Source organism: Streptomyces sp. NPDC059679 (assembly GCF_042734105.1).
Taxonomy (GTDB): Bacteria; Actinomycetota; Actinomycetes; order Streptomycetales; family Streptomycetaceae; genus Streptomyces.
Window position 1 is genome coordinate 1 of sequence record NZ_JBHWES010000062.1, and the last position, 12,291, is coordinate 12,291.

Annotated in this window: 11 protein-coding genes; 6 read left to right on the forward strand and 5 right to left on the reverse strand. The window is 70.9% G+C overall.

Features of this window, described 5'->3' with window-relative positions:
* Positions 1-154 precede the first annotated feature (154 nt).
* Positions 155-2,425, reverse strand: a complete 2,271-nt coding sequence (locus ACFV2X_RS42540) for a transglycosylase domain-containing protein (RefSeq protein ID WP_385626761.1) — start codon at positions 2,423-2,425, stop codon at positions 155-157.
* A gap of 385 nt (positions 2,426-2,810) precedes the next feature.
* Here ACFV2X_RS42540 and ACFV2X_RS42545 point away from each other — a divergent pair, with 385 nt between their 5' ends.
* Positions 2,811-3,146 carry a WhiB family transcriptional regulator gene (locus ACFV2X_RS42545; protein WP_089512787.1) on the forward strand — a complete coding sequence of 112 codons (336 nt, stop codon included), beginning with the start codon at positions 2,811-2,813 and terminating at the stop codon, positions 3,144-3,146.
* 285 nt (positions 3,147-3,431) lie between these two features.
* Here ACFV2X_RS42545 and ACFV2X_RS42550 read toward each other — a convergent pair whose 3' ends face one another.
* Both ACFV2X_RS42550 and ACFV2X_RS42555 read right to left on the reverse strand, forming a co-directional pair.
* On the reverse strand, positions 3,432-4,868 hold the full coding sequence (locus ACFV2X_RS42550; protein WP_385626763.1) for an ArsA family ATPase: 1,437 nt from the start codon (positions 4,866-4,868) through the stop codon (positions 3,432-3,434).
* A gap of 129 nt (positions 4,869-4,997) precedes the next feature.
* Positions 4,998-5,975 (reverse strand): ArsA-related P-loop ATPase, encoded by a 978-nt coding sequence (locus ACFV2X_RS42555; protein WP_385626765.1) that lies wholly within the window; start codon positions 5,973-5,975, stop codon positions 4,998-5,000.
* Between the two features lie 72 nt (positions 5,976-6,047).
* On the opposite strand from ACFV2X_RS42555, the gene ACFV2X_RS42560 reads away from it, so the two are divergent.
* A complete protein-coding gene (locus ACFV2X_RS42560; RefSeq protein WP_014178397.1) occupies positions 6,048-6,209 on the forward strand; it encodes a DUF4177 domain-containing protein in 162 nt (53 codons plus the stop codon).
* Complete coding sequence (locus ACFV2X_RS42565) at positions 6,206-6,670, forward strand: RidA family protein (RefSeq protein WP_385626767.1); 465 nt, start codon at positions 6,206-6,208, stop codon at positions 6,668-6,670. Before ACFV2X_RS42560 ends, ACFV2X_RS42565 begins: the two co-directional genes overlap by 4 nt.
* 176 nt (positions 6,671-6,846) lie before the next feature.
* Here ACFV2X_RS42565 and ACFV2X_RS42570 read toward each other — a convergent pair whose 3' ends face one another.
* The gene (locus ACFV2X_RS42570; protein WP_385626769.1) at positions 6,847-7,641 is read right to left on the reverse strand and encodes a VOC family protein; all 795 of its coding nucleotides are present in this window, start codon (positions 7,639-7,641) and stop codon (positions 6,847-6,849) included.
* A 488-nt stretch (positions 7,642-8,129) separates the two neighbouring features.
* On the opposite strand from ACFV2X_RS42570, the gene ACFV2X_RS42575 reads away from it, so the two are divergent.
* From ACFV2X_RS42575 to ACFV2X_RS42585, 3 genes are all read left to right on the forward strand, one after another.
* Positions 8,130-9,530: a hypothetical protein gene (locus ACFV2X_RS42575; protein WP_385626770.1), complete on the forward strand. Its 1,401-nt coding sequence runs from the start codon at positions 8,130-8,132 to the stop codon at positions 9,528-9,530.
* Positions 9,531-9,608: 78 nt separating this feature from the next.
* Positions 9,609-10,502 (forward strand): NUDIX hydrolase, encoded by an 894-nt coding sequence (locus tag ACFV2X_RS42580; protein ID WP_385626771.1) that lies wholly within the window; start codon positions 9,609-9,611, stop codon positions 10,500-10,502.
* Positions 10,502-11,332, forward strand: a complete 831-nt coding sequence (locus ACFV2X_RS42585; protein ID WP_385626773.1) for an MBL fold metallo-hydrolase — start codon at positions 10,502-10,504, stop codon at positions 11,330-11,332. The genes ACFV2X_RS42580 and ACFV2X_RS42585 overlap by 1 nt, the downstream gene beginning before the upstream one ends.
* Positions 11,333-11,479: 147 nt before the next feature.
* Here ACFV2X_RS42585 and ACFV2X_RS42590 read toward each other — a convergent pair whose 3' ends face one another.
* Positions 11,480-12,154, reverse strand: coding sequence for a Crp/Fnr family transcriptional regulator (locus ACFV2X_RS42590; RefSeq protein WP_003981529.1), 675 nt, complete (start codon positions 12,152-12,154; stop codon positions 11,480-11,482).
* Positions 12,155-12,291: the final 137 nt, after the last annotated feature.

The window sequence follows — 12,291 nt, forward strand, 5'->3', positions numbered from 1 at the left end:
GGTCTCGTTTTTGTTTATCACCCCCCGGCCCCCCCCCCCCGGGGGGCCCAACTGCGCCCGCCACACACCACCCCCCCGCCGGGGCCCGGCCCCGGGTCCGGCCCCGCTTCCTTCGTCCTGCCGCGCCGATCACTCCTCGGCGCTCAGCCACGCGCTACGGGAAGTTCCAACCGTTGCTGTTCCCGTTCCCGTTTCCGCCGTTGCCGGTTCCGCCCCGGTTGCCGCCGGGAAAGCCGTCGTCTCCGCCGATCACGTCCGGCGGGAGGGTGATGTCCGGCCACGGGTTGTCGCCGCCGTTGTTCCCGCCGTTGTCGCGGCCCGGCTTGTCACCGTGGTCCTTGTCCTTGTCGCGGGGCTTCTCATTCGGGTCCTTGATCGGCACGTCGACGAAGTCCTCCGCCGGCTTGCCCTCCAGGGCGCCGGTCATGGCGTCCTTCCAGATGGGGCCGGGGGTGTCCGCGCCGTAGACCTTCTCGTGGAAGACGCCGCCGATCCGGATGTTCTCCATCTTGACGCCCTTGGAGCCGGAGCCGCCGACCCAGACCGCGCCGGCGAGGTTCGGGGTGTAGCCGACGAACCAGGCGGCCTGGCGCTCGTCCGTCGTACCCGTCTTACCGGCGCTCGGCCGGTTCCCCAGACCCGCCTTCTGGCCGGTGCCGTCCTCGACCACGCCGCGCAGCAGGGTGTTCATGGTGTCGGCCGTCTTCTCCGACATGGCGCGGGTGCAGGAGGACTTGGGGACCTGGAGGGCCTTGCCGCCCGGGCCGGTGATCGACTCGATGAACACCGGGGTGCAGTAGACGCCGCGGTTGGCGAAGGTCGCGTACGCGTTGGCCATCGTCAGTGGCGAGAAGCCGTCCGTGCCGAGGGTGATGGCGGGCACCTGGTTGAGCTTCTTGCCGTCGGCGCGGTGCACGCCCATCTTGCCGGCCATCTCGGTGACCGGGCAGACGCCGATGTCGCTGATCATCTGCACGAAGTAGGTGTTGATCGACTTCGCGAGCGCTTCCTCCAGGCCGTACGGGCCCTTCTCCTTCGGGTCCTCGTTCTCGACGGTCGCGCCCTCGGTGTTGGACCAGGTGCCGTTGCAGGTGGACACCGGGCTCGGGTAGTCCATGTCGTACGGGGCCGAGTAGCGCTGGTACGGCTTCTTGCCCTGCTCGAGGGCTGCCGCGGCAGTGATCGGCTTGAACGTCGAGCCGACCTGGAAGCCGTAGTTCGAGCCGCCCATGGCCTTGTCCGCGGACAGGTTGATCTGGAGCTCGTTGGAGCCGAAGCCGTACGGCTTGGACTGGCCCATGGCGACCACCTTGCCGGTGCCGGGCTGGACGAGCGTGACGGCGGTGGCGACCGGGTCGTCCTTGTAGACATGGGTCTTGATCGAGTTCTGGACCGACTGCTGGGCCTTCGGGTCCAGGGTCGTACGGATCGTCAGACCGCCGCGGTTCCAGCGCTGGGAGCGCTCTTCGCGGGTCTTGCCGAAGACCGGGTCGTTGAGGAAGACCTCGCGGACGTAGTCGCAGAAGAACCCGGCGCCGCTCACGGCCGTGATACAGCCGTTCTTGGGCGAGCTGACCTTGAGTCCGAGAGGCTTCTTCTTCGCCGCGTCGGCCTGGGCCTGGGTGATGTCCTTCACATCGGCCATGCGCTGCAGCACGGTGTTGCGGCGGGCCTTGGCCACCTCCGCGTTGTTGACCGGGTCATAGGTGCTGGGCGACTGGACGAGACCGGCCAGCAGCGCGGCCTCCTCCAGCTTCAGGTCCTTGGCGTGCTTGCTGAAGTAGCGCTGGGAAGCCGCCTCGACGCCGTAGGCCTGCTGGCCGAAGAAGGTGATGTTGAGGTAGTTCCGCAGGATCCCCTGCTTGCCCAGTTCCTTCTCGACCTGGATCGCGTACTTCAGCTCCTTGATCTTGCGGCCTATGGACTTCTTCTGGGCCTCGGCGACCGCCTTCTCGTTGTCGCCCGCTTCCTCTACGAAGACGTTCTTCACATACTGCTGGGTGAGTGTGGAGGCGCCCTGGGAGGCGCCGCCGTCCTGCGCGTTGCTGTTGAGCGCGCGCAGCACACCCTTGGGGTCGATCGCCCCGTGCTCGTAGAAGCGCGCGTCCTCGATCGCGACGATCGCCTTCCGCATGTACGGGGAGATGTCCTTGAGGTCCACGATGGTGCGGTCGCGCGAGTAGACCTTCGCGATCTCGCCGCCCTTGGCGTCCAGGATGGTGGTCCGCTCGCTGAGCGGCGGCCTTTTGAGATTGGCCGGAATTTCGTCGAATTGCTCGACCGTTCCCTTGGCCGCGAGCCCGATCGCGCCGACGGCGGGCAGCGCGAGCCCGGCCAGCACCGCTCCCGCGAGCACGCTGACGCCGAGGAACTTCGCGGCCTGCTGAGCGGGGGACAGACCTCCGCCCGAACGCTTGTTACCCATGGGGGCAGCCTACGTGCCGAATCGCCGGACAGGGGACCACCTGTTCGCATACGCTGATTCACGCCAGTCACTTCGGTGCGGTCGAGCACCATCACCCCTCTCACTCAAGTGAGTGATGAGACCTGCCCTATTTGTCAGCTTGTGTCACATCCCGCCCCTTTTAGAGCGGGTGAACTGCCCCTATTTGTGCGGCAAGTCGCACATGTCGTCAGCTCACTCCGTTGGGTGATCTGCCGCGTACCCATAGTCCGTTCGGGCCATCCAAGATTGGGCCCGCAGGGGGTGTTGCACCCTGTCCGCCTTCCGTAACGTCCTCAACTGGCGACGGTGAATATGCCGTTTGTCGCCGTGGGGGAGCTCCGAATCGGGAGAGGACGGCGCCAGCATGGGCTGGGTAACCGACTGGAGTGCGCAGGCCGCCTGTCGCACGACTGATCCAGATGAACTATTTGTTCAAGGCGCGGCACAGAACAGGGCCAAAGCGGTCTGCACCGGGTGTCCGGTGCGCACCGAATGCCTTGCCGACGCGTTGGACAACCGCGTCGAGTTCGGCGTATGGGGTGGCATGACCGAGCGTGAGCGGAGGGCGCTGCTGCGCCGCCGCCCCATGGTCACCTCTTGGCGCCGACTGCTGGAGACCGCACGCCTCGAGTACGAGCGCGGCGCGGGCATCCTGCCGCTCGACGACGAGGAATACGAGCGCTTCGCCGCCGTCGGGTAGCGGGCGGTGGGCGCTCGGGCGGGCGACGGCCGACGTTCGACGGCTGATGTTCGGGCGGTCTGCGGTCTGCGGTCGGTTGGCCGGCCAAGGGCCTCAGGGCGTTGGGGCGTTGAGTCGCTTGTGTCCTTGCGCTTTCGGACAGCTTGGGCCGTCAGGCAATCCATCCTGACGGTGTGACGTTTCGTTTCTCTCATCACCACGTCACGACCCAGGCGGTGGACAGGCGCGCATGCGCGAGTTCCGTGCACATGCGTGAGTTCGGGGTGCCGTGATGCGCTCGCGCGGCTAGCCCGCCGCGCTCTTGGGCTGCCGCTCCGGCTGCTCCGCCAAGCGCTCGCCGATCGCTCGCAACCCCGCGAGGTCATGTACGTCGCCGGGGAGCGCGGCCACTTCCGCCACGGGAACCTCGGGGTGCAGTGTCGTGAAGCGATGGTGTGTGCGCTGCTCTCGGGCGAGCACCTGCATGCGCTCCGCGTGCAGCCGGAGCAGTCCCACGGCCAGCCGCTCTGCCGACGTGGGGGAGCCGTCGGGATCAGATGCCGAGGAGTCGTCCGCCGCTGAGGCGTTCTGCTCTTGAGCATGCCCTGAACCGGGGTCGACAATGCCGTCTTCGGCAAGATTTTCTGGGCTGTTGACGGTAAGGGTCGCGCCCTCGGCCTCGCTCACCTCACCTGCCCCGCCCGCCAGGTCCGCCGGGTCTGCCAGGTCTGTCGAGCCCGCTGGGTCGGCTGAGAGCGCTGTGTTGGCTGACCGTACTGGGTTCGACGCGCCCGATGTCTCCGCCAGGCCCAGGGACAGCGTCTCCGCGGCCGCCAGCGCCCGCTCCGCCGAGAGCTGCACGGCACCGCTCCCGTGCACCCGGTTCAGCACCAGCCCCGCCAGCGGCATCCGGTCCGCGGCCAGCCGCTCCACGAAGTACGCCGCCTCGCGCAGTGCGTCCCGCTCCGGGGCCGCCACCACCAGGAAGGCCGTGCCCGGCGCCTGCAGCAGCCGGTAGGTGGCCTCCGCGCGGGTGCGGAAGCCGCCGAACATCGTGTCCATGGCGGCCGCGAAGGTCTGTACGTCGCGCATCAGCTGCCCGCCCAGGACCTTGCTGACCGTGCCGGTCATCATCGACACGCCCACGTTCAGGAACTTCATCCCCGCCCTGCCGCCGACCTTCGCCGGGGCCATCAGGATTTTGATGAACTTCCCGTCCAGGAAGGAGCCGAGGCGCTTGGGCGCGTCCAGGAAGTCCAGCGCCGACCGGCTGGGCGGCGTGTCGACGATGATCAGGTCCCATTCGTCGCGGGCCCGCAGCTGGCCCAGTTTCTCCATGGCCATGTACTCCTGCGTGCCCGCGAAACCGGCCGAAAGTGATTGGTAGAAGGGGTTGGCCAGGATCGCGCGGGCGCGCTCGGGGTCGGCGTGCGCCTCGACGAACTCGTCGAAGGTCCGCTTCATGTCCAGCATCATGGCGTGCAGCTCGCCGCCCGCCGCGCCGTCGATGCCCTCGACCCGGCGCGGCACGTTGTCCAGCGCGTCGATGCCCATCGACTGGGCGAGCCGGCGGGCCGGGTCGATGGTGAGGACGACGGCCTTGCGGCCGCGCTCCGCGGCCCGTACGCCCAGGGCGGCGGCCGTCGTGGTCTTGCCGACGCCGCCGGAGCCGCAGCACACGACGATGCGGGTCCCGGGGTCGGCCAGCAGTGCGTCGGTGTCCAGCCGCGGTGCCATGTCCATGCTTCTACCGCCTCCTGCGTACGGCGCGTACGGCGCGTCCCGACGCGTACCGCCCGCTCGTACCGTTCATGCTGATTGCGCCGATTGTGTGGATTGCGCTGCTCGTGTCGCCGCCGTCGCCCGTGCGGCTCACATCGGCCACTGCTTGCGCAGATCCGCTGCGAGCCGGTACAGGCCGGCCAGGTCGACGCCGTCGGTGAGCAGCTCCAGCTCGTACAGGGGTAGCTCCAGGCCCGTCAGCTCCGCCCGCTGCGCCCGCTCCAGGGCGACCCGCTCCGCATGTTCACGGGCCTGCTCCAGCAGCGGGTCCACCAGGCGCTCGGCGAGCCCACCGCGGCGCGCGCCGCCCAGCCCCGCCTGGGACAGGGCCTTGGCGACGGCGGCGCGCTGGCCGTCGGCGGCGGCGTCGACGGCCGCGTGGTCGAGGATCGCGGGCCGCACCATGTTGATGATGACCGCGCCAGTCGGCAGGCCGTCGGCGCGCAGCTCCCCGATGCCGTCCGCGGTCTCCTGGACCGGCATCTCCTCCAGCAGCGTGACCATGTGGACCGCCGTCTCGGGGGACTTCAGCACGCGCATCACGGCCTGCGCCTGATTGTGTATCGGGCCGGTCCTGGCCAGCCCCGCCACCTCGTGGTTGACGTTCAGGAAGCGGGTGATCCGGCCGGTCGGCGGCGCGTCCATCACGACGTAGTCGTAGACGAAGCGGCCGTCCTTGCCCTTACGGCGCACCGCCTCGCACGCCTTGCCGGTCAGCAGGACGTCCCGCAGCCCGGGGGCGATGGTGGTCGCGAAGTCGATGGCGCCGAGCTTCTTCAGCGCCCGTCCGGCCGAACCCAGCTTGTAGAACATGTGGAGGTAGTCGAGGAGCGCGAACTCGGGGTCGATGGCGAGCGCGTGCACCTCACCGCCGCCCGGCGCGCCGGCGATCTTCCGCTCCTCGTAGGGCAGCGCCTCGGTCTCGAAGAGTTGTGCGATGCCCTGGCGGCCTTCGACCTCGACCAGCAGGGTTCGCCTGCCGTCGGCCGCGAGGGCCAGCGCGAGTGCCGCGGCGACCGTGGTCTTGCCGGTTCCGCCCTTGCCACTGACGACATGGAGCCTGCTCACACTGGGGAGCCTAACCAGTCGTCGTCCGGGCTACGCACCAGGCCCCGGCAGACAGGCATTACAGTCGGCCCTATGACCAAGTGGGAATACGCGACCGTGCCGCTGCTCGTACACGCCACAAAGCAGATTCTGGACACCTGGGGCGAGGACGGCTGGGAGCTCGTCCAGGTCGTGCCGGGGCCGAACAACCCCGAGCAGTTGGTGGCCTACCTCAAGCGGGAGAAGGCCGCATGAGCGCGGTCGAGGACAAGCTCGCCGAGCTGGGCCTGACCCTGCCGGAGGTCGCGGCTCCGCTCGCCTCGTACGTGCCCTCGCTCCGCTCCGGGGCGTATGTGTACACCTCGGGCCAGCTGCCCATGGTCGACGGCAAGCTCGGCGTGACCGGCAAGGTCGGCGCCGAGGTGACGCCGGAAGAGGCCAAGGAGCTGGCGCGGATCTGCGCGCTGAACGCCCTGGCCGCGGTCAAGTCGGCCATCGGCGACCTGGACAAGGTCGTACGGGTCGTGAAGGTCGTGGGCTTCGTCGCCTCGGCCCCGGACTTCACAGGGCAGCCGGGCGTCGTCAACGGCGCGAGCGAGCTGCTCGGCGAGGCGCTGGGCGAGGCGGGGGTGCACGCCCGCAGCGCCGTGGGCGTGGCGGTGCTGCCGCTGGACGCGCCGGTCGAGGTCGAGATCCAGGTCGAGGTCGCGGACTAGGTCCGGAGGGGCCCGAAACGGGTCCGCCTGGACAGCGCCGGGCGTGGGCGGTCGGTTCCGCCAGTCGGGCGTACGCGGTCGGCCCGGGCAGCCGTCGTGGGTGGTCGGTATGGGCTCTTCGTGGGCCGCTCTCGTGCGCTGCTTCGTGTGCGGCTTCGTGTGCGGCTTTCGCGGGCTCAGCCGGGCGCCGGGGCGAGCACCACGAAGTCCGCGCTGGACGGATCGAGGCAGACGGCCAGCCGCCCCACGTCCGGCATGTCCACCGGGCCCATCTGCACGCTGCCGCCGCCCTCGGTGACCTTGGCGACGGTGGCGTCGCAGTCCGCGACCGCGAACACCGGGTGCCAGTACGGCCGGCCGCCGGTGAGCGCCAGGTGGTCCGCCGGGAGCCCCATGATGCCGCCCTGCGCCCGCTCGGGGCCCAGGCCGGCCGGGGCGATCAGCGTGTACGCGCCGCCGTCGCCCGGCAGCGGCATGTCCTGGGTCTGCCAGCCGAAGAGGGAGCCGTAGAACTTCTTCGCGGCGGCCGCGTCCGTCGTGTACAGCTCGATCCAGCAGAGGGAGCCCGGCACGTCCACCGCCTCCAGGCCCCGCATCGTCCCCGGCTGCCAGACGGCGAACTGGCCGCCCTGCGGATCGGTCAGCTGCGCCATCCGGCCTTCGCCGTCCGGGGCGAACGGAGCGACCCGTACGGAGCCGCCGGACCGCTCCACCGCCGCGGCCGTGGCCTCGACGTCGGGGGTCTGGAAGTAGATCATCCAGGCCGAGCGGGCCCCCTCCTGGGTGAGCCGGCCCAGACCGCCGACGCTCTTTCCGGCCAGCCGGAAGACGCCGTATCCGTCGGCCTCCAGCTCCGGCGGGTCGAGCTGCCAGCCGAAGACCGAGCCGTAGAAGCGGGCCGCGGCGGCGACATCGGGCGCCCCGAGGTCGACCCAGCACGGGGAGCCGGGCACATAGTCAGTGGTGATCATGGCGCTTCCCTTCCCGACCGGTCCCTTGGCGGCCGCTTTCCTTCCGCATCGTTTCCTTCTCCGCCGTTTCCTTCTCCGTCGGATTTCCGACTTGCGCAGGTCCGTATGCAGTCAGGGTGACACCCGCCACTGACATCCGCCCTCCGACGCCTGCCCCGGAGGCCGCCGGGCGGGCCGAGCGGTCCAGGGCGCGCCTCTGACCAGGTCGGACAGTCCCGGACTGTCCGGGACGCCAGGAGACCTTGCCGGACGGCACGGCACAGAAAACGCTCCTTCATGGGCCCATCGCGAGGCCCGTGAAGGAGGTCGTGATGACGGAGCAGACGCGGTCGGCCGGGCCCCCGTCCTCGCAGGTCGTCGGCCACCGCCATATCGGATCCTGAGACGAGGGGAAACGCCTCACCGTGAACACGTCGTCCGTAGACATGCCCTGGCCAACTCGTATGCGCATTAGGCTGCTTGGACAGCCTGAACGCATAGGAGCGGTCATGGAGACGGGGCCTGACCCGAAGGCGGCACGTACTGCGGCCGAGTTCGTCGTCGCGATGCGGCAGTTGCGCAGCTGGGCCGATCTGAGCTACCGCCAGCTGGAGCGGAACGCGGAGGCCGCCGGGGATGTGCTGCCGCGCGCCACCATCTCGGGTGCGCTCAGCCGGGACGACCTGCCCCGGGAGCAGCTTCTCACCGCGTTCGTACGGGCGTGTGGCGGGGACGAGGAGACCGTGGCCGTATGGCTGGCGGCCCGTCGGCGGCTGTCCATAGCCGGTCCCGGGGCCGCCTCGGCCCCGGACGAGCCCGTCGCCTCCTCCGCGCCCGTCGCCTCCTCCGCGCCCGCCTCCGACGGTGCCTCCGCGGCCCTCTCTGAGGCCGCGCCGGAACCCGACGCCACCGACGCCACAGCCGGGCACGCCCCAACGCCCGCATCCGGACCCGTACCCGCCCACGCCGCCGAGACCCGGCAGACCCGGCCCGGCGGCCCCACGCCGCCCGACCCGGACGAGCGGAGCCACGAGATCGGCCCTCCGGCCGAGGTGACCGAGGTGCTTGCCTCCGGCGAGGCGCCCGGCCCGGGACCCGGGAAGCCCACGTCCGGCTCGGCGTGGAGAAGGCGGTATCTGCCCACGCTCGCGGTCGGCCTTTCCGCCGCCATCGGGGTGCTGCTGCTGGCTTACGGGCCGTTCTCCGGCTCCGACGACGGCGGCGGCCCCGACGCCCGGTCCGGAGCCGGCTCCAGCTCGTCAGGCGGCGGGTCGTCCAAGGACGCCGACGCGCCTTCGGACGTCTCGGACACATCGAAGACCCCGGATACCTCGGACAACTCGGAGACGCCGGACACCAAGGAGCCCGTCGCCGACGACACCCCGACCACGTCGCCGACCCGCGACGCTTCCTCGTCGAAGCCCGAGCCGACGGCCACGGGCGCCGCTTCCAAGCCCCGGCTGCCCGCAGCGGGCCCGACGCGGATCCACCCCCTCTCGGCCCCCAGCCTCTGCCTCACCGAGGGCCAGGAACGCAAGACCGGGAGGAAGGAGATCGCGGCGCAGATGCCGTGCGCCGACGTCCCGCTGCCCCGCGTGTCCTTGGACGCGGTCGGCGACGGCGTCTACCGCATCCAGTGGTACCACCCCGGTGAGGGCAGGGGCCTCGGCTGCCTGGCCGTCGACAATAACGCGATGGAGTCGGGCGCCCTGCTCGCCCCGCGCTCCCCCTGCACGAACGCGGACAACATGAAGTTCCGGCTGGAGCCCTCCCACGGCGGGTTCCGGCTGCGCCCGGTCCACAGTGGGCTGTGCATCGGGATCCTGCCGCCCCGTACGGAGGGCGCCGAGGCGATTCAGAACACCTGCACCGGCGAGGCGAACCAGGCGTTCCGATTCACCGCGTCCTGAGGCGGCTTCCCGCGTCCTGAGACGGCGCGCCGCCCCCGGGCCCTCGAACATCCGCGCGCCAGCGCATAGCATCCGGCCATGTCCACTACGAATGGTCAGTGGTATCCGCCCGACTGGCCGGAGCGCATCCGGCGGCTGGCGGTCGGCGAGCTCACCCCGGTGACCCCGCGCCGGGCGGCCACCGTGCTGCTGCTGCGCGACGGGGCCGAGGGCCCCGCCGTGCACATGCTGCGCAGACGGACCTCCATGGCCTTCGCCGCCGGGGCGTACGCGTATCCGGGCGGCTCGGTGGACCCGCGCGACGAGCGCGGGGTGGCATGGGCCGGGCCCTCGCGCCGGGAGTGGGCGCGGCGGCTGGGCCTCTCGGCCGATGACGGGACGGCGGCCCAGGCCATCGTGTGCGCGGCGGTCCGGGAGACCTTCGAGGAGGCGGGCGTGCTGCTCGCGGGCCCGACGCCGCATACGGTCGTCGCGGATACGACGGGCGAGGAGTGGGACGCGGACCGCGCGGCGCTGGTCGCCCGGGAGCTGTCGTTCGCCGATTTCCTGGACCGCCGCGGGCTCGTGCTCCGTTCGGACCTGCTCGGGTGCTGGGCCCGCTGGATCACCCCGGAGTTCGAGCCGCGCCGCTACGACACCTGGTTCTTCGTGGCCGCCATGCCGCACGGCCAGCGCACCCGTAACGCCTCGACCGAGGCGGACCACACCGTCTGGATCCGGCCCGCCGAGGCGGCCGCGGGGTATGACCGGGGCGAGCTGTTGATGATGCCGCCGACCATCGCGACCCTGCGCGATTTGGAGCCGTACGGCGCGGTCGCGGACGTCCTGGCCGCGGCCCCGGACCGGGACCTCACGCCCGTACTGGCGCGGGCGCGGCTGGAGGAGGGCCAGGTCGTACTGAGCTGGCCGGGGTATGACGAGTTCACCAAGCACATTCCCACGGGACCCGGGCCCATGGGGGGAGCGAGCTGATGACGTACGGAGCATCCCTGCCCGGCCAGCCGCGAGGCGGCGCCATCGGCGGCCCGGCCACCGATCGGGCGGTGTGCGTCCTCGCGCCGAACCCCTCCCCGATGACGCTGGACGGCACCAACACCTGGATCGTCTCCGAGCCGGACTCCGACCTGGCCGTCGTCATCGACCCGGGCCCGCTCGACGACGCCCACCTCAAGGACGTCCTGGCCACGGCGGAGCAGGCGGGCAAGCGGGTCGCGCTGACGCTGCTCACCCACGGCCACCCGGACCACGCGGACGGCGCGGCGCGCTTCGCCGAGCTGACGCGTACGCGCGTACGGGCCCTGGATCCGGCGCTGCGGCTGGGGGAGGAGGGGCTGGGGGCCGGGGACGTCATAACCACCGGCGGGCTGGAGCTGCGGGTGGTGTCCACACCCGGTCACACGGCCGACTCGCTCTCCTTCCACCTCCCGGCGGACGCCGCGGTCCTGACCGGTGACACGGTGCTGGGGCGCGGTACGACGGTGGTGGCGCATCCGGACGGGCGGCTCGGCGACTATCTGGACTCGCTGCGGCGGCTGCGCTCGCTGGCGGTGGACGACGGGGTGAGCACCGTGCTGCCGGGGCACGGGCCGGTGCTGAACGACGCACGCGGCGCGGTGGAGTACTACCTCGCGCACCGGGCCAACCGGCTGGCGCAGGTGGAGACGGCCGTGGAGAGCGGCTACCGCACGCCCTCGGAGGTCGTGGCGCATGTGTACGCGGATGTGGACCGGTCGCTGTGGCCGGCGGCGGAGCTGTCGGTCCGCGCCCAGCTGGAGTATCTGGGCGAGCACGGCCTGATCTGAAGCCTGGTGCCTGGTGCCGGGCGCTTGGTGGCGGGCGCTTTCCGCGCCACGCGCGGAAATACGAGGAGGGCCCTCACCGACTGCAATCGATATGCGGCTACCGCCGCGTGGCGATCGCCGCCCGGTGAGGGCCCTCCTCGTAACGCGTCAGCGGGACCGCTTGGCGAGCCGCTCGACGTCCAGCAGGATCACCGCGCGCGCCTCCAGCCGCAGCCAGCCGCGGCCCGCGAAGTCGGCGAGCGCCTTGTTGACCGTCTCACGCGAGGCGCCGACCAACTGGGCCAGCTCTTCCTGCGTGAGGTCGTGGACGACGTGGATGCCCTCCTCCGACTGCACGCCGAAGCGGCGCGAGAGGTCGAGGAGCGCGCGGGCGACACGCCCGGGGACATCCGAGAAGACCAGGTCGGACATCTGGTCGTTGGTCTTGCGCAGGCGCCGGGCGACCGCGCGCAGCAGCGCCGTGGCGACCTCGGGCCGGGCGTTCAGCCACGGCTGCAGGTCGCCGTGGCCGAGGCCGAGCAGCTTGACCTCGGTGAGGGCGGTGGCGGTGGCGGTACGCGGGCCGGGGTCGAAGAGCGACAGCTCGCCGATCAGCTCGCCGGGCCCGAGCACGGCCAGCATGTTCTCGCGGCCGTCGGGAGAGGTGCGGTGGAGCTTCACTTTGCCTTCGGTGACCACGTACAGGCGGTCGCCCGGGTCCCCTTCGTGGAAGAGGGCGTCACCTCGCGCGAGGGTGACCTCTCCCATGGAGGCGCGCAGCTCAGCGGCCTGCTCGTCATCGAGCGCCGCGAAAAGCGGGGCGCGCCGCAGAACGTCGTCCACGAGACTCTCCTTGTCGACATGCACAGGGGACCGTCGTCCCCATGATGCCGGACGGTAAAACAGTGCGATCAATCACAAGTTTGACGCACCTGCCTGCGGCACTGTACGGCAGGGGTCCGATTGAGCGGCTCTTTCCT

Bases quoted from the DNA above. Each gene is read 5' to 3' on its own strand.
- ACFV2X_RS42585 (WP_385626773.1), top strand. From the start codon at position 10,502: ATGACGTACGGAGCATCCCTGCCCGGCCAGCCGCGAGGCGGCGCCATC.
- ACFV2X_RS42540 (WP_385626761.1), bottom strand. From the start codon at position 2,425: ATGGGTAACAAGCGTTCGGGCGGAGGTCTGTCCCCCGCTCAGCAGGCC.
- ACFV2X_RS42545 (WP_089512787.1), top strand. From the start codon at position 2,811: ATGGGCTGGGTAACCGACTGGAGTGCGCAGGCCGCCTGTCGCACGACT.
- ACFV2X_RS42550 (WP_385626763.1), bottom strand. From the start codon at position 4,868: ATGGACATGGCACCGCGGCTGGACACCGACGCACTGCTGGCCGACCCC.
- ACFV2X_RS42560 (WP_014178397.1), top strand. From the start codon at position 6,048: ATGACCAAGTGGGAATACGCGACCGTGCCGCTGCTCGTACACGCCACA.
- ACFV2X_RS42575 (WP_385626770.1), top strand. From the start codon at position 8,130: ATGGAGACGGGGCCTGACCCGAAGGCGGCACGTACTGCGGCCGAGTTC.
- ACFV2X_RS42570 (WP_385626769.1), bottom strand. From the start codon at position 7,641: ATGATCACCACTGACTATGTGCCCGGCTCCCCGTGCTGGGTCGACCTC.
- ACFV2X_RS42580 (WP_385626771.1), top strand. From the start codon at position 9,609: ATGTCCACTACGAATGGTCAGTGGTATCCGCCCGACTGGCCGGAGCGC.
- ACFV2X_RS42565 (WP_385626767.1), top strand. From the start codon at position 6,206: ATGAGCGCGGTCGAGGACAAGCTCGCCGAGCTGGGCCTGACCCTGCCG.